Below are 15,061 nucleotides of genomic sequence, written 5' to 3'. Positions count from 1 at the left end.
GACGCTGTCGCGCTTGTCGATCTCGAACTCCAGCCAGGCACCCCGGGACGGGATGACCTTGCAGCCGTACAGATCCTTGTCGGACGTCTTGTCGACGTTACGTTCGAAGTAGACGCCGGGCGAACGGGTCAGCTGCGAGGTGACGACACGCTCGGTGCCGTTGATGATGAACGTGCCCTTCGGCGTCATGAGCGGGAAATCGCCCATGAACACCGTCTGGCTCTTGATCTCACCGGTGGTGTTATTGATGAACTCCGCCGTCACGAACATCGGGGCGGAGAAGGTCATGTCCTTGTCTTTGCACTCGTCCACCGAGTATTTCGGTGGCTCGAACCGGTGGTCGCGAAACGACAAGGACATGGTCCCCGAGAAGTCCTCGATCGGACTGATCTCCTCGAGGATCTCTTCGAGACCCGACTGGGACGGGACGTCCCTGCGCCCGGCCTGGCGAGCCGCCTCTACCCGGGCCTTCCACTTCTCGTTGCCGAGCAGCCAGTCGAACGACTCGGTCTGCGGAGCGAGAAGGTCAGGAACTTCGAGAGGCTCCTGGATGCGCGAAAATGACACGCGACGGGGACCGGCGGGTATGGCGGAGGCGTTGCGCGAGGCTGCCAACAGAAGTCCTTCCGGAAGGCACGGATGGAATCGGACTGCGCGCACGCCAAGCGCCCGGCAGAAGCCGGGGCGTCAGAGGGCAGCGCGAGGAAGCAGCATAACGCAGAAGAGAAACGAATGTCTACACTTAATATAAGTGTCAACCTCGCTTCCGCCTTCAGAATGTCACAGCCGGGTCGATCTCGTCAACTTCTCGCGGTCGCGGCGGCGGCGTAGCGGCGGGCCAGCTGCGCGAAGGCGTCCCTGAGCTCGGCGGGGCCGACGACCTCGATGTCGGCGTCGAACCTGCCGATGGCGGCGGCCAGACCGCGGCGGGCGCCCCGAGGATCACCTCGCCGCGGCAGGGCCGGCCCTCAGCGCCGCCGGAGCCCAGGAACCTGCCGGCCACGAAGGCGGCAACGTCACCTCCGGGCAGCTCGCGCGGGGTGAAGCGGGGTCCGGCAGGGGTGCGCGGGGTGATCCGGTCGGCGCGGAACGTACGCCAGTCGTCCCGGTCGAGGTCCCACGCGACCAGGTACCAGCGCCCGCCCCAGGTGACGAGGTGATAGGGCTGCACCCGGCGCGGCGGATCGCCCATGCCGTCGTCGTCCACCCCCGGCGAGGACACGGAAGCGTAGTCGAAGCGCAGCACCTCGCGGCCGTGGACGGCGGCGCTGAGCGCCATGAGCACGCCGCCGCCGACCCGCGGGCCGGGCCGGGCCGCGGGCCGCTCGATGGCCGTGACCTGGAAGGTGTCGATCCGGCGGCGCAGCCGTGCGGGCATGACCTGCCGGACCGTGTTCAGCGCGCGTGCCGCGGCTTCCTCGATGCCGGCGCCGGTGGTGGCCGCGATCGGGAGCGCGATGGCCAGAGCGACGGCCTGCTCGTCGTCGAACAGCAGCGGAGGCAGCTCCGCGCCTGCGTCGAGCCGGTAACCGCCCTCGGGTCCCTTGAACGCCACGATGGGATAGCCCAGCTCGCGCAGGCGGCCGACGTCGCGGCGCACGGTGCGCGGGCCGACGTCGAGCCGCTCGGCCAGCAGCGCCCCCGGCCAGTCCCGGCGCGCCTGGAGCAGCGAGAGCAACCAGTCCGTGTTCGGGGGCGACCTCGCCGTCATCACGTACAAGGACGCCGGGAACGTGCGGGATCCCGCTGAGGCGGACCAGGTGATGTGGGGCCAGTCACCCGCGCAGTGGTCCGCGCTCTACGGGATGCTCAGGGACCGCTTCGGTGTCGTCTGGGTCATCGACGTCGCGAGCGTCGGCAACGGGTGATCGCCAGGCGTGGCCCGCGGGCACGGGCATGGCCCCGGCACCACATCGCCATGGTGCCGGGGCCATGCCGGCCGGCCCGGATCCGGAACGCGCCGGGTCAGCCGCAGGCCTTCCCCGTGGTGCCGCTGCCCTTGCCGGCGCGGCCGATCCCGAACTTCACGCTGCCCGTGGCCTTGGCGCAGACGCCGCTGGGGGCGTGGACCATGTTGCCCCAGTGGTGGCCGCCGTTGCCGGCCCGGTAGGTGAAGGATCTGCTCTTGGAGCTGGTGAAGACGGTGATGGTGCCGGTGCCGCTCCTGGAAACCGAGACCTCGCCCCAGTTGGTACCGCAGTGACGGGAGTAGTAGGGCCGGATCGTGCCCAGGCGGTCACCGACCTCGTTCTTCAGCGCGGCCTTCTTCCCGGTGTTCACCTTGGTCCTGGCGCACCCGCTCCGGTAGGGGTCCTTTCCGTCGTACGGGTGAGCGCTCGCCCGCGCCGCGGTCCCCGCGACCGACGCGGCCTGGGCAGTGCCGGTCATGAGGCCGGTGGTCAGGACACCGCCGGCCAGGGCGGCGCTCATTCCGAGGACGGCCATCGTCCTGCCGGTGGTCAAGGTGATCGTGCTGTCGCTCATGGTTCGGCGGCGGGCCTGCTTGTCAGATTGCGGCGCCCGGCCCGCTGTTCCGCCGTGCGGACGTCCTGGCTTGCGAGGACCACTCTGCGCCGGACCCGCCCGCGCGTCTGCGTCGAAGTGCACACTGGCCGGATTCGGGCTGCCAGGAACACCCGCCGAGCACTCGATCCGGCACGGACCGGCCCCTGATCGTGCGTGCCGAATGTTTCGGTCAAATCTTGAAAGTTTCATGAACCAGGCGCGGGACGACTCGCCGGGCATCCCCGTTGACCAGGCCAGATCCCCGCTCAGGACGCCGCCGACCGGCCGAAAACCCACCATCGGACGGGCGTCGTTGACAGCCCGCCAGGGCCGGACGAACACTGTCGCTGCCCGCCCCCAGCGAGCCCTCACGAGGAGGAAGCACGCACATGAACGACGCCCCCGCCCCCCGCCGCAGACGCGGCCGCGCCAGGTTGTTCGCCGCCCGCGCAGGAGCCGTGGTGCTCGCCGTGGTCACCGCGATGTTGCCGTCCGTCGCCAACGCGGCCATCACCTCCAACCAGACCGGCACCAACAACGGCTACTTCTACTCGTTCTGGACCGACAGCAACGGAACGGTCTCCATGGAGCTGGGCTCCGGCGGCAACTACAGCACCTCATGGAGGAACACCGGTAACTTCGTCGCCGGCAAGGGCTGGAGCACCGGCGGACGCAGGACCGTGAGCTATTCGGGCAGCTTCAACCCGTCGGGCAACGCCTACCTGACGCTCTACGGGTGGACGAGGAACCCGCTCGTGGAGTACTACGTCGTCGACAACTGGGGCACCTACCGGCCCACGGGCGAATACCGGGGCACGGTCACCAGCGACGGCGGCACGTACGACATCTACAAGACGACGCGCTACAACGCCCCCTCCATCGAGGGCACCAGGACGTTCGACCAGTATTGGAGCGTCCGGCAGCAGAAGAGGACCGGCGGGAGCATCACCTCGGGCAACCACTTCGACGCATGGGCCCGTAACGGCATGAACCTGGGCAACCACGACTACATGATCCTCGCGACCGAGGGTTATCAGAGCAGCGGAAACTCCAACATCACGATCGGCTCGGGCGGCGGCAACCCCGACCCCGGCAACCCGGGCAACCCTGGCGGTTGCACGGCGACGCTGTCGGCGGGCCAGCAGTGGAGCGACCGGTACAACCTCTCCGTGTCGGTCAGCGGTTCGAGCAACTGGACCGTGACGATGAACGTGCCGTCTCCGGCGAGGATCATCGCCACGTGGAACATCAGCGCCACCTATCCCAGCTCCCAGGTGCTGAACGCCAGACCCAACGGCAACGGCAACAACTGGGGTGTGACGATCCAGCACAACGGCAACCACACCTGGCCGTCCGTCTCCTGCAGCGCGGGCTGAGCCACCCCGGACCGTGGCGCGGCGCCCCCATGACCCCTGACGCCGCGCCACGGTCATCAGGGGTCACAGGGCCGTGCGGCTCAGCTCCTCCTGGAGGATGGGCGCGGCCTCGGCGCCGACCGCCCTGCGCCGACCACACCGGGATCGTCAAGCACCTCGCGGACGGACCCTGGCCCTCGGGCCCGCCGGTCCCACGGGTGTCGCGGTCACAGCGGGGCGGTCCACCATTCGGCTGCGATGGACAGCCCGGCCAGGCGGAGCGCCTCGCGTTTCGCCTCGTCCGCGTGGCCGCACACCACCACGACCTGAACCGCGCCGCGCCGCGCCGCCTCCTCCGTGAGCGCGCGCAGCAGGTCGGCGCCGATCGTGGCCCAGTCACCGTCGTCCACGACGGCGTAGTCGTCGAGCGTGCACGCCGGCCCGCCCGGGTCGTACACCGGGGGCGGGGGCACGAGCGAGGCGATGGCGAAGCCGGCGAAGCGGCCTTCTCGTTCGGCCACCCGGCAGATGGCCTCGGGGTCTTCCACCAGCGTGGCGAGGAAGGCGGCGTGGCGGGCCTGCGCGCCGGCCGCGCGCCGCCAGAAGACCGGCTGGTACCGCTCGTACGTTTCGCGGCGGCGGGCCATCAGCTCGGCGATCGCCGCCACGTCCCCGGGCGAGGCGCTCCGGATGGCAATCATGATCTCCACTCTAGAAGGTGCCGGTCGCGCTTTCCGTGCCCGGCGCCGTTCTGCTAGTTTGGCCGTATGACCAACTTGGCCGACCGACCAAATTTGCCGCGCGGGGATCGCCGCCGCGAGCAACTCGTGGCGGCCGGCATCGCGGTGCTGCGGGACGACGGCTGGCAGGGCGTCACGACCCGCGCCGTGGCCCAGCGGGCCGGCACCAATCCCGGCCTGATCCACTATCACTTCGGCGGGCTGGCCGGGCTCCGGTCGGCACGCTGGTCGTCGCGGCGATCGACGGGCTGATGTTGCACTACATGATCGACGGCGACCTCGCCGTCGGCGCGGTGCTGTCCGCGGTGGAGGACCTGCTGGCGACGCCTGACCCCTCGTGAGCGCGGCGGAGGACTCCCTTTCCGCCGCACACGGCCGACCTCGAAAGGACCGGCGGGCCGGCAGCGGGTGGCGTTCGATGATCTCGCGGACGAATCCCGCGGCCCCCTCGTCCCAGCCGGCTCCGGCCTCGCTCATGCGTGCCAGGGTGTCGCGCCAGGCGATCTCGGCGATGGCCGACCCGCCCACGTGGTCATCGGCGGCGGGCCCGCGATCTGATCTCCGGCTACGTGGTGCCCGACAGGCGCTGCCTGGTGCGGGCCGGCGCCCACTCCGGCAGCTCGGCGAGGATGTCGGCGAGGGTGACGTCGGCGAGGCTGGCCCGCCATGCCCGGTGGGCGTCGGCCATCTTCTCGGCGAGGACGCAGATGCGCTCGCACTCCTCCGGGGGCAGCGCGCCGCGTCCCTGCTGACGGATCTCGCGGCACTCGTACGGCGTGGACCGGCCGTCGACGGCCTCGACGATCTGCAGCAGCGTGATCTCGGCGGCGGGCCGCGCCAGCCGGAAGCCTCCCCTGGGGCCGGTGGAGGCGGCCAGCAGCCCGGCCTTGACCAGCTCCTTGAGCTGCTTGGTGAGGTAGGCCGCGGGGAGGTCGTAGTGGAGCGCGAGCTGCGCCGCCGACGCGCTGGCTCCCGGCTCGAGCTGGGCCAGCGTGGTCGCGCAGTGCAGAACCCACTCGGTGCTCACAGGCAGCTTCACGCCCCGATTCTATCGCAGCTATTATGGATCCGTTTAGTCCATAATTAAGGGGATCATCATGCGGATCGCAGTCGCCGGCGCGACCGGGAACATCGGGGCGCTCACCGTCGCGACCCTCGAACGCGACGGCCACGAGGTCGTGCGCATCAGTCGTTCGCTCGGCGTGGATCTGGCGACCGGTGACGGGCTCGACGACGCCCTGGCCGGCGCGGAGGCGGTCGTCGACGCCATCAACGCGCCGGCGGCCGGCCCGGAGGAGACGGCGGCGTTCTTCGGCGCCACCACGCGCAATTTGCTGGCCGCCGAGGAGCGGGCAGGGGTGCGCCACCACGTCCTGCTGTCGATCGTCGGGATCCATCGCGTCGAGGGCAACGCCCACTACGCCGGCAAGCGGGAGCAGGAGCGCCTCGTGTCCGCCGGGCCGGTGCCGTGGACGATCGTGCCGGTCACGCAGTTCCACGACTTCGCCGAAATGGTGGCGGGCTGGACGGAGCAGGACGGCGTCGCCACGATCGCGCCGCTGCTCGTGCAGCCGATCGCGCCCGCCGACGTGGCCGGCGTCCTCGCCGAGCTCGCGACCGGGGAGCCTCGGGGGCGGCACGCCGACGTCGCGGGCCCCGAGCCGCAGGACCTGGTGGACATGGCCCGGCGCACCCACGAGGCGCGGGGCCGTACGGTGCGGCTCGTGCCGACGTGGTCGGGGATCTTCGGCCCGGCGATGGCGGGCGACGTGCTGCTGCCCGGCGAGAGCGCGCGCATCGCGCCGACCACTTTCGACGACTGGCTCGCCCGGCAGCGGTAGACGGAGGGCCCCGGCGCCCCCGGGATGACCTGCCGGCGCGCCCGCGGCGCCGGCAGGCGGCGCCGAATGCCGGCGGTACGCCCACCGGCTCGCGTCACAGCCGTATCACGCGTCCCATTCCGGTGGACCCGCGTACGGTGCCGGAAAAACTTTGCCAAAGCCCTGGAACGCCTGCGAGAGCGGCGATCCAGGGCTTCCCCATGGCAAACGACATTGTGCGGGGATTTGTACCGCTTGCAGCGTTTATGGGGCGTTCTATACCTTCTTGGGATTACGGCATACGGCACAGGCGAACGCTTGCCGAACCGTTTGCCGCGACGTTGACAGGCCGAATCCGCACAGCGCGGAGCCGGGGACCCACCTTTCCGGGGTGAATCGCACGCCAGCCGAGGGCTGCGCGCGTAGGGCACTTCCAAGCCCGAACCCGTCAGCTAACCCGGTAGGCACATGGAAGCAAGGAGTCGATCCCCCCATGCGCGAACTCACGCGACGTCTCACCCTGTCCGCCGCCGGCGCCCTGCTGGCCGGGACCACCGCCATCGCGGGCGTGAGCCTGCCCGCGCACGCGTCGCCCGTCGAGCCGGGCCCGGCCCAGGCGGCCGAGCAGCGCACGCTCACCTACGGCCAGGACGTGTCCAACCACCAGCCGCTGCACGACTGGGCCGCCAGCCCCGCGCAGTTCGGCATCATCAAGGCCACCGAGGGCACCGACTTCCGCGACGCCGCCTTCGCCAGGCACTGGAGCGAGCTGGGCAAGAAGGGCATCGTGCGCGGGGCGTACCACTACGCACACCCCGGCAACGACCCCATCGCCGAGGCCGAGCACTTCCTGTCCATGGTGAACTCCCAGCCCTCCAAGCCCGGCGACCTGCTGGTGCTGGACCTGGAGACCACCGACGGCAAGTCCGTCGAGGAGGTCAACGCCTGGGCCAAGGCGTGGCTGTCGCACGTGAAGGCCGAGACCGGGGTCACCCCGATGTTCTACAGCGGCTGGAACTTCGCCGACACCTACGGCAAGGGCCTGGCCGAGTACCCGCTGTGGGTGGCCCACTACAGCAAGCCGAAGGGGACGGTGACGCCGCCCGCCGACTGGAAGACCTGGACCATCCACCAGTACTCCGACTCCCCCATCGACCAGAACGTCTCGGCGCTCACCCCCGACGAGCTGCGCGCCCTGGGCCGCACGGCCGCCTGACCGGGTTCGGGCAGGCGGAGAACTCCGCGGAGCACCTGCCTGCCCGCCGCGGGTCAGGCCGCGTACGGGTCCTGGCCCGCGCGGATGCGGCCCACCATGGTCTTGAGCGCCTCCAGCGCGGTCAGGTACGTCAGCGGGCCGAAGGACACGCGGGCGACGCCGAGGGAGGCCAGCCTGCCCAGATCCATGCCGGGCATGCAGGCGACGTTGACCGGCCCGGGGACGGCCTTGACGAGGTCGCCGACCACCTCTTCCGACGGGGCCATGATGGGGTAGACGCAGTCGGCGCCGGCCTCCAGGTAGCGGCGCCCGCGCTCGGCGACCTCCTCGGTCGAGGTGGAGCCGGTCAGGAAGACGTCGACCCGCGCGTTGATCACCAGGTCGGGACCCGCCTCCCGGAGGGCGGCGATGCGCGCGGCCTGCGCGTCGGCGTCGACGAGTCCCCCGGCCCGGTGGTCGGTGTCCTCGATGTTGAAGCCGGCCGCGCCGATGGCGGTGAGCCGCTCGACGAGCTCGCCGGGCGGCAGGCCGTAGCCGGCTTCGGCGTCGACGGTCACCGGCACGTCCACGGCCCTGATGATCCTGGCGGCGATGTCGAACATCTCGCCGACCGGTGCGCCCTCGTGGTCGTCGCGTCCCAGCAGGGCGGCGATGGACGCGCTGGCGGTCGCCAGGGCGGGATAGCCGGCCTCGGCCACGACGGTGGCGCTGCCCGCGTCCCACACGTTGGGCAGGATCAGCGGGTCGCCGGGCTTGTGCAGGTCGCGCAGGAGAGCGGTGCTGGTCTTCGGCATGGTCGTTCCTTGCCTGTGAGGGTCATGTCCCTCTCTTGACTCCTGCGGCCTTCACTTCGTGACGGCTTCACGGTGTGATCGCCGGCACAGCAGGCGACGTCAGGCGAACGGCTCGACGGCGCGTCAGCGCTCGCCCGTCCCGGCCGGCGACCGTTCCAGCGCGGAGTTCCGGCGGCTGTAGGCGAAGTAGATGACCAGCCCGATCAGGAACCAGACGGCGAAGCGCAGCCACGTCACCGGGTCCAGGAACGTGATCAGCCAGATCGAGAAGACCACCCCGACGGCGGGCACCACCGGCATCCCGGGGGTGCGGAACTCGCGGTGCAGGCCGGGCTGCCGGTAGCGGAGCACGATCACGGCCAGGCACACGACCACGAACGCCAGCAGGATGCCGATGTTCGTCAGCTCGGCGGCCTCCCGGATCGGCAGGAATCCGGCGATCACCGCGGAGGCGGCGCCCACGATCCAGGTGACGCGCGAGGGCACCCGCCGTACCGGGTGCACCTTGGCGAACCATCGCGGCAGCAGCCCGTCGCGGCTCATCGCGAACCACACGCGGGTGACGCCGAGCATGAACGTGAACATCACGGTGAGGATGCCGATGATGGCGCCCACCGCGATCACGGACGCCAGCCCGGAGAGGCCGACCGAGGCGAACGCCGAGGAGAAGCCGCTCTCGGGGTCGATCTCCCGGTAGTTCTGCATGCCGGTCAGCACGAGCGTGGCCAGCACGTACAGCACCATGGCGATGATGAGGGAGTAGATGATCGCCTTGGGCATGTGCCGCCGCGCGTCGCGTGACTCCTCGGCCGCGGTGCTCATCGCGTCGTAGCCGAACACGGCGAAGAACACGGTGGCGGCCCCGGTGATGGCCCCGCCGATCCCGAAAGGGAAGAAGGGGTGGTAGTTGGCGGTGTTGATGTGGAAGAAGCCGACCACGATGACGAGCAGCACGACGGCGACCTTCACCCCCACCACGAACGTCTCGAACCGGGCGGCGCTGCGGATGCCGAGGTTCAGCAGGAAGGCGATGAGCAGGCAGAGCAGCACCGCGAACAGGTCTACGACCCGCCCCTCGCCGGTGCCGGGCGCGCCGAGCATCCACGGAGGCAGCGCGAACCCCAGCTGCTGGACGAGGAAGCCGAAGTAGCCGGAGATGCCGATGGCGACGACCGCGACGATCGCGGTGTATTCCAGCAGCAGGTCCCAGCCGATGAACCAGCCGACGATCTCCCCCAGGACGGCGTACCCGTAGGTGTAGGCGGACCCGGCCTTCGGGATCATTCCGGCGAACTCGGCGTACGACATCGCGGCGGCGGCGCTGGCGACGCCCGCGATGAGGAACGACACCAGCACGGCGGGCCCCGCGGTCTCGTTGGCCACCGCGCCGGCCAGCGCGAAGATGCCCGCGCCGATGATGCCGCCCACGCCGATGGCCGTCAGCTGCCACAACCCCAGCGTTCTGGCGAGCTCCCCCTCGTGCTCGGTGGCGATCTGCTCCACAGGCTTGCGCCTGAAGACGCCTCGCGACGTGACCATGACGCCCCCCAAGCGATCGTGTCCCCCTTGGATCCGCCTTCCCACCTGCGGCGTCAAGTAAGCTCACGCGCCGGGCAAGAGCCCGGGGGCGGCACCCGGCGAGGGGATGCCGCCCCGTTCACGGCTCAGGGCATCTTGTACTCTGCCGCCTTGCCGCAGTAGCTGGTGCCGAACGGGGAGTTGCTGTAGCGGCACACCTGGACGACCACACGGTCGATGGAGGTGACTCCGGTCGGGTCGGACAACCCGATGGAGACCGCCACGGTCGCGTCGTCCGCCTTCACCTCCTCGGAGTCGACGACGGTGGCGCCGTTGTAGGCGGTGAAGGCGGCGCGGGAGTGCATCTCGTCGGGGCCGCAGATCGACGGGCCGGCGCTGTCGGACAGGGTGCCCCTGACCTGGACCGCGGGCCGGATGACGGGCCCTTCGACCCACTCCAGCGTGCCCTCGGTGACGCCGTGGCGGCACTGGTCGCCGGAGTCGGCGGAGAACTCCACCGTCGCCTGGGCCGCCGCGGGCTGCGCCGTCAGCAGCACCGCGGTGATCGTGGCGGCGAGCCCGGCCCATAAGCGTGAACGCATGACATCGGCCTTCCGTGTGATGGGGTGCTTCCGGCCCTCCATCGTCGATCACGAACCCGCGATGTTCCAGCGCTGCGGGGCATTCCTGCGCGCAGTTGCAGTGGCCACCCGCCCGGAGCGGCGCCGGCCCCCGCCTGGGATCCCGTCACACCAGGACGATCAGCTGCACGGCGACCACGACGTCCACGACGCCGCACCACTCGGCGAACGAACGCGCCACGGTCCTGTTCCGCCACAGGTGCACGAAGTCCCACACGCCGTGCAGCAACCAGCCGGCCGCGACCACGTAGCGGCCCAGGTCGGGGTCGGCGAACAGCCCGGTCAGCGCGAGCGCCGTGAACACCGCCCAGCCCAGCGCCTGCAGCCGGAACTCGCCGGGCCGTCGCAGGTGGCCGTCGAGCGCACCCCACACCAGCACGATCAGGGCGATCGACACGAAGACGGTGGAGATCGCGACCACGTCCAGCATCCGCAGCCCGACGACGGAGACGACCCCCACGCCGAGCAGCGGCCACGTGAGCGCACGCCTTCCCACCTTGGCGACGACCAGGTACAGCAGCGGCAGCAGGGTCAGCACCTGCGCGAAGACGCCCACCGCGCCCTCACCGCCGCCACTCGACGGCAGGGCGGTCATGGCCAGGGCGAGTGCCGTGGGCCAGCGGTTCAGCAGGAAACGAGCCCAGTGCGTGCGACCAGGTGTCCGGCGGTCCATGTGCGGCTCCTCATCCCCGGCGTGCTGTGCCGTCGTCTGGTCGGTGTGGTGCGGGGTCGCCATGACGCGGTTCCTTTCGCTTAGGGGGGCGGGGTATCCGTCCCACGTTCAGCCTGGCCGAGCAGGGTCGCCCGCGGCAGGGCCGGAACCGCACGTGCAGGCCTCGATGTGTCACCCGGTCTGATGACATCTGTCATGCGGCGGTCAGGCCGCCGGCGGTGGCCGGGACCCGTACTGCTGCGAGAATGGCCGCGTGCGCGACCTGCCGGCCGATACGGGGCTGCGGAGCTTCCGCCGCTTCACGTGGTGGACCCTGATCCTCCTCACCGGCTCCCTCCTGATCTTCAGCAGCGGGCCGTGGATCCTGAATCCGGGGGTGCCCGCGGCGGCCAGGCCGCCCGCCGCGGGCGGGCTGGCCGTCACCGCCGTGGCCGCCGCGGTCCTGTTCGGCCGCCGCCTGAGCGGCGATCCCGGCGGGTCCCCGGGCCGCGCGCCGGCGGTGTGGCTGGCCACGGGCTGCGCGGGCGCGACCGTGCTCGGCGGGGTGCTGCTGGCCGCCCGCGGTTACGGGCCTTGGTCCTTCGCACCGGCGACGATGGTCTCGATCGCCGCGACGTACCTGCCGGCCGGGCGCCGCTGGGCGCTGGTCGCCGCCGCGGCGGCCGCGGCCGGCGTCGCGGGCGGCGGCGTCGCGCTGGCCCTGGGCGACGATCCGTTCCTCGCCGCCGCCTTGCCGGCCGGGCTGGTCGCCCTGACCGGCTGGGTCACCCTCGGCATGTTGTGGTCCTGGGACGTCGCCGATCGGCTGAACCAGGCCCGTCGCCTGTCGGCGGAGCTGGCGGTCAAGGACGAGCGGCTGCGCTTCGCCGCCGACCTGCACGACATCCAGGGCCACCATTTGCAGGTGATCGCGCTCAAGAGCGAGCTGGCCGCGCGGCTGGCGGCGGCGGACCCGGCGCGGGCCGCGGCGGAGATGCAGGAGGTACGCCGGCTGGCCGCCGACGCGTTGCGCGACACCCGCGCCGTCGTGCAGGGCTACCGCCGCACCACGCTGGAAGCCGAGATCGCCAACGCCACCAGGGTGCTCGCCGCGGCCGGGATCGACGCCACGACGCACGCCGACCCCGCCGGCCCCTCCGACCCGGCGGGCCTGCCGGAGACCACCCGCCACCTGCTGGGCCTGGTGATGCGGGAGGCCACCACCAACGTGTTGCGCCACAGCCGGGCACGGCACGCCGAGGTCGGCTACCGGGTCGCCGGCGACCTGGCCCGGCTGCGTGTCGGCAACGACGGCGCCTGCGGCCCGCCCGGCTCCGGCACGGGCCTGGCTGCCCTGGCCGAGCGGCTCGCCGCCGCCGGAGGCCAGCTGACCTGGGAACACGCCGGCGACCGGTTCACCGTGACGGCCACGCTGCCGGTGGACGGCCGCCCATCACGTACGCGAGACTCGGAGGCGTGATGATCCGGCTGCTGATCGCCGACGACGAGGACCTCATCAGGGGCGCGCTGGCGGCGCTGCTGAGCCTGGAGGAGGACCTCGACGTCGCCGCCGAGGCGGCCACCTCGACCGACGCGGTGCGCCTGGCGCGCGAGCACCGGCCCGACATCGCCGTGCTCGACCTGGAGATGCCCCCGGCCGACGGGCTGCGCGCGGCCGGGGAGATCCTGGCCGAACTCCCCACCAAGATCATCCTGGTCACGAGGCACGCCCGCCCCGGCGTGCTGCGCCGGGCCCTGTCGGCGGGGGTGAGCGGGTTCGTGCCGAAGACGACGCCGGCGGCCCGGCTGGCCGAGATCATCCGTGATGTGGCGGCCGGGCGCCGCTACGTCGACCCCGACATCGCCGCCTCCGCGCTGACCGAGGACGACTGCCCGCTCACCGGCCGCGAGCTGGAGGTGCTGCGCGCCTCCCGCTCGGGCGCCTCCGTCAAGGAGATCGCCGCCCAGGTCCACCTCGCGCCGGGGACCGTGCGCAACTACCTGTCGGGAGCCATGGCCAAGCTCGGCGTCACCTCCCGCCACGCGGCCGCCCACCACGCCTGGGAGGAGGGCTGGATCTAGCCGCCATTATGGGGCCGACTTGATGTTCTTCATCGTGAAGTTCGAGGTGACGCCCCTGACGCCGGGGATCGTCATGACGTACTGGCTGAGGAAGGTCTCGTAGGCGGCCAGGTCGGCGACGGCCACGCGCATGAAGTAGTCGGGGGTGCCGAAGAGGCGGCGCAGCTCGACGACCTCCTCGGCCTGCGCCAGGGTGCGCTCGAAGCGCTCGACGGTCCCGGCGTCCTGCGAGTCTAGGGTGAGGTCGATCAGCACCTCGAAGGACCTCCCCACAGCCGCGGGGTCGATGACGGCCCGATAGCCGCGGATGACGCCGTCGGCCTCCAGCCGCTGGACGCGTCTCAGGCACGGCCCCGTGGTGAGCCCGACCCGGTGTGCCAGCTCGACGTTCGTCAGCCTCCCCTCGCGCTCCAGCTCGGTGATGATTGCTCTGTCTATCGCATCCACAGTAAGAACATTGCACCAGAGCGGCCTTGACGGGCAACGTCGGCAACCACATGGCGGGCGATATGCGAGACCATGGAGAGGTGCGACACCACGTTCCCTCGCAGGTCACCACGTCCTTCCCAGCCACCCGGCGGCAGCAGATCGCCGCCGGGGTGCGCGACTCGTTCTCCGCCGGGCTGGGCATCCTCCCGCTGGGGATCGCGCTCGGCCTGCTGGTCGTCCAGGCCGGCCTGCCCTGGTGGCTGGCCCCGGCCCTGTCGCTGTCCGCGTTCGCCGGCTCCGTGGAGCTGCTGGTGGTGGGGATGGCGGCGACGGTCACGCCGCTGGGCGCGATCGCCCTGACCGTCCTGGTGGTCAACTTCCGTCACGTGTTCTACGCCTTCTCCTTCCCGCTGCACGTGGTCAGGCACCCGCTCGCCAAGGCGTACGCCGTCTACGCGATGATCGACGAGGCGTACGCGGTCAACGCCGCCCTGCCCGAGGCCGAACGCTCGGCGCCCCGGCTGCTGGCGATGCAGATCGCGTGCGAGGCCTACTGGGTCGGCGGCGGCCTGGCCGGCGTCGCTCTCAGCACGGCGCTGCCCGGCCCGGTCAAGGGCCTGGAGTTCGCCCTGGTCGCCCTGTTCACGGCGCTCGCCCTGGACGCGGTCCGCTCACGCCGCGAGATCCCGTCCGTGTTGCTCGCCGTGGCGAGCGTCGCGGCCGCGCTCGTGCTGACTCCCGGCGTCGCCCTGCTCACCGCGCTGCTGGTGTTCCTCGCCCTGCTGCTGGCGCGCCACCTGCTCGCCACCCGCCGGGCCGCTGGAAGGACCGCCGGGAAGGCCGTCGGGGAGGCCGCCGGTGCCTAGCACGCCGTACCTGCTGGCCGTCCTCGCGATCGTGTTCGGCATCACCTTCGCCCTGCGCGCCATGCCTTTCGCGGCGCTGCGCGCGCTCCGCACGTCGGCGACGGTGCGGCAGCTGTCGGTGTGGATGCCGGTGGGGATCCTCGCGATCCTCGCCGTCACCACCCTGCACGGCACCATCGCCGCCGAACCACGGGCGACGCTCCACGCGCTGCTCGCCGTCGCCGTCACCGCCGGTGTCCACCTCGCCTTCGGCCGCCGCACGATCCTGAGCGTCGGCATCGGCACCACCGTGTACGTCGTCCTCGTCAACGCCTTCTGACATGGCCAGGGTCAGCGTACGACGGTCGTCTCGTACGTCTCGACCGAGTCACTTCCGAGCGTCAGCGCCGCCCCTCCGGCCAGAATCACGCCCGGTGCCGCCGCTCCCGCCAGAACCCGCCGCC

At 71.3% G+C, this 15,061-nt stretch carries 18 protein-coding genes, 1 pseudogene and 1 riboswitch; of the genes and pseudogenes, 9 read left to right on the top strand and 10 right to left on the bottom strand.

All coding sequences use genetic code 11. The features are described 5' to 3' along the window. Nucleotides 1-615: pseudogene (locus ABGB01_RS08770) on the bottom strand (DNA-directed RNA polymerase subunit beta); the annotation flags it as partial. Nucleotides 616-772: 157 nt separating this feature from the next. Further along, nucleotides 773-1,678: a WYL domain-containing protein gene (locus tag ABGB01_RS08765; RefSeq protein WP_347772083.1), complete on the bottom strand. Its 906-nt coding sequence runs from the start codon at nt 1,676-1,678 to the stop codon at nt 773-775. Nucleotides 1,679-1,685: 7 nt separating this feature from the next. Between ABGB01_RS08765 and ABGB01_RS08760 the strand changes: the two genes are divergently transcribed. Continuing rightward, nucleotides 1,686-1,868, top strand: a complete 183-nt coding sequence (locus ABGB01_RS08760; RefSeq protein WP_347772081.1) for a hypothetical protein — start codon at nt 1,686-1,688, stop codon at nt 1,866-1,868. A 97-nt stretch (nt 1,869-1,965) separates the two neighbouring features. Here the strand turns inward: ABGB01_RS08760 and ABGB01_RS08755 are convergent, their stop codons facing one another. Further along, complete coding sequence (locus tag ABGB01_RS08755) at nt 1,966-2,484, bottom strand: DUF2690 domain-containing protein (RefSeq protein ID WP_347772079.1); 519 nt, start codon at nt 2,482-2,484, stop codon at nt 1,966-1,968. A 410-nt stretch (nt 2,485-2,894) separates the two neighbouring features. Here ABGB01_RS08755 and ABGB01_RS08750 point away from each other — a divergent pair, with 410 nt between their 5' ends. Beyond that, on the top strand, nt 2,895-3,881 hold the full coding sequence (locus tag ABGB01_RS08750; RefSeq protein WP_347772077.1) for a glycoside hydrolase family 11 protein: 987 nt from the start codon (nt 2,895-2,897) through the stop codon (nt 3,879-3,881). A 206-nt stretch (nt 3,882-4,087) separates the two neighbouring features. On the opposite strand, the gene ABGB01_RS08745 is transcribed toward ABGB01_RS08750, so the two are convergent. Next, the gene (locus ABGB01_RS08745; RefSeq protein WP_347772075.1) at nt 4,088-4,561 is read right to left on the bottom strand and encodes a GNAT family N-acetyltransferase; all 474 of its coding nucleotides are present in this window, start codon (nt 4,559-4,561) and stop codon (nt 4,088-4,090) included. A 66-nt stretch (nt 4,562-4,627) separates the two neighbouring features. Between ABGB01_RS08745 and ABGB01_RS08740 the strand changes: the two genes are divergently transcribed. Further along, nucleotides 4,628-4,852, top strand: a complete 225-nt coding sequence (locus tag ABGB01_RS08740; RefSeq protein ID WP_347772073.1) for a TetR/AcrR family transcriptional regulator — start codon at nt 4,628-4,630, stop codon at nt 4,850-4,852. 313 nt (nt 4,853-5,165) lie between these two features. On the opposite strand, the gene ABGB01_RS08735 is transcribed toward ABGB01_RS08740, so the two are convergent. Continuing rightward, nucleotides 5,166-5,639, bottom strand: a complete 474-nt coding sequence (locus ABGB01_RS08735) for an Rrf2 family transcriptional regulator (protein ID WP_347772071.1) — start codon at nt 5,637-5,639, stop codon at nt 5,166-5,168. Nucleotides 5,640-5,697: 58 nt separating this feature from the next. Between ABGB01_RS08735 and ABGB01_RS08730 the strand changes: the two genes are divergently transcribed. Both ABGB01_RS08730 and ABGB01_RS08725 read left to right on the top strand, forming a co-directional pair. Then, nucleotides 5,698-6,441, top strand: coding sequence for an NAD(P)H-binding protein (locus ABGB01_RS08730; RefSeq protein ID WP_347772069.1), 744 nt, complete (start codon nt 5,698-5,700; stop codon nt 6,439-6,441). A 316-nt stretch (nt 6,442-6,757) separates the two neighbouring features. Further along, a riboswitch (cyclic di-AMP (ydaO/yuaA leader) is annotated at nt 6,758-6,901 on the top strand. Nucleotides 6,902-6,913: 12 nt separating this feature from the next. Further along, nucleotides 6,914-7,636 (top strand): GH25 family lysozyme, encoded by a 723-nt coding sequence (locus tag ABGB01_RS08725; protein ID WP_347772067.1) that lies wholly within the window; start codon nt 6,914-6,916, stop codon nt 7,634-7,636. 53 nt (nt 7,637-7,689) lie between these two features. Here the strand turns inward: ABGB01_RS08725 and ABGB01_RS08720 are convergent, their stop codons facing one another. The 4 genes from ABGB01_RS08720 to ABGB01_RS08705 form a co-directional block, all read right to left on the bottom strand. Continuing rightward, complete coding sequence (locus ABGB01_RS08720; protein ID WP_347772065.1) at nt 7,690-8,430, bottom strand: isocitrate lyase/phosphoenolpyruvate mutase family protein; 741 nt, start codon at nt 8,428-8,430, stop codon at nt 7,690-7,692. 123 nt (nt 8,431-8,553) lie between these two features. Further along, nucleotides 8,554-9,969, bottom strand: a complete 1,416-nt coding sequence (locus ABGB01_RS08715) for an amino acid permease (RefSeq protein ID WP_347772063.1) — start codon at nt 9,967-9,969, stop codon at nt 8,554-8,556. A 125-nt stretch (nt 9,970-10,094) separates the two neighbouring features. Continuing rightward, nucleotides 10,095-10,550 carry a hypothetical protein gene (locus ABGB01_RS08710; protein WP_347772061.1) on the bottom strand — a complete coding sequence of 152 codons (456 nt, stop codon included), beginning with the start codon at nt 10,548-10,550 and terminating at the stop codon, nt 10,095-10,097. A gap of 145 nt (nt 10,551-10,695) precedes the next feature. Next, nucleotides 10,696-11,325 carry a hypothetical protein gene (locus ABGB01_RS08705; RefSeq protein ID WP_347772059.1) on the bottom strand — a complete coding sequence of 210 codons (630 nt, stop codon included), beginning with the start codon at nt 11,323-11,325 and terminating at the stop codon, nt 10,696-10,698. A 190-nt stretch (nt 11,326-11,515) separates the two neighbouring features. Here ABGB01_RS08705 and ABGB01_RS08700 point away from each other — a divergent pair, with 190 nt between their 5' ends. Together ABGB01_RS08700 and ABGB01_RS08695 are read left to right on the top strand one after the other, a co-directional pair. Then, the gene (locus ABGB01_RS08700) at nt 11,516-12,721 is read left to right on the top strand and encodes a histidine kinase (RefSeq protein WP_347772057.1); all 1,206 of its coding nucleotides are present in this window, start codon (nt 11,516-11,518) and stop codon (nt 12,719-12,721) included. Then, entirely contained in the window at nt 12,721-13,323 is a 603-nt protein-coding gene (locus ABGB01_RS08695; RefSeq protein ID WP_347772118.1) for a response regulator transcription factor, read from the top strand. Before ABGB01_RS08700 ends, ABGB01_RS08695 begins: the two co-directional genes overlap by 1 nt. Before the next feature lie 6 nt (nt 13,324-13,329). On the opposite strand, the gene ABGB01_RS08690 is transcribed toward ABGB01_RS08695, so the two are convergent. Then, nucleotides 13,330-13,770 carry an Lrp/AsnC family transcriptional regulator gene (locus tag ABGB01_RS08690; RefSeq protein ID WP_347772055.1) on the bottom strand — a complete coding sequence of 147 codons (441 nt, stop codon included), beginning with the start codon at nt 13,768-13,770 and terminating at the stop codon, nt 13,330-13,332. Between the two features lie 80 nt (nt 13,771-13,850). Between ABGB01_RS08690 and ABGB01_RS08685 the strand changes: the two genes are divergently transcribed. After that, complete coding sequence (locus ABGB01_RS08685) at nt 13,851-14,618, top strand: AzlC family ABC transporter permease (protein WP_347772053.1); 768 nt, start codon at nt 13,851-13,853, stop codon at nt 14,616-14,618. Then, entirely contained in the window at nt 14,611-14,937 is a 327-nt protein-coding gene (locus ABGB01_RS08680) for an AzlD domain-containing protein (RefSeq protein ID WP_347772052.1), read from the top strand. Before ABGB01_RS08685 ends, ABGB01_RS08680 begins: the two co-directional genes overlap by 8 nt. Nucleotides 14,938-15,061: the final 124 nt, after the last annotated feature.

This window comes from Nonomuraea sp. B5E05 (genome assembly GCF_039880665.1).
Classification (GTDB): Bacteria; Actinomycetota; Actinomycetes; order Streptosporangiales; family Streptosporangiaceae; genus Nonomuraea.
This window is presented reverse-complemented; position numbering and strand designations above follow the sequence as displayed.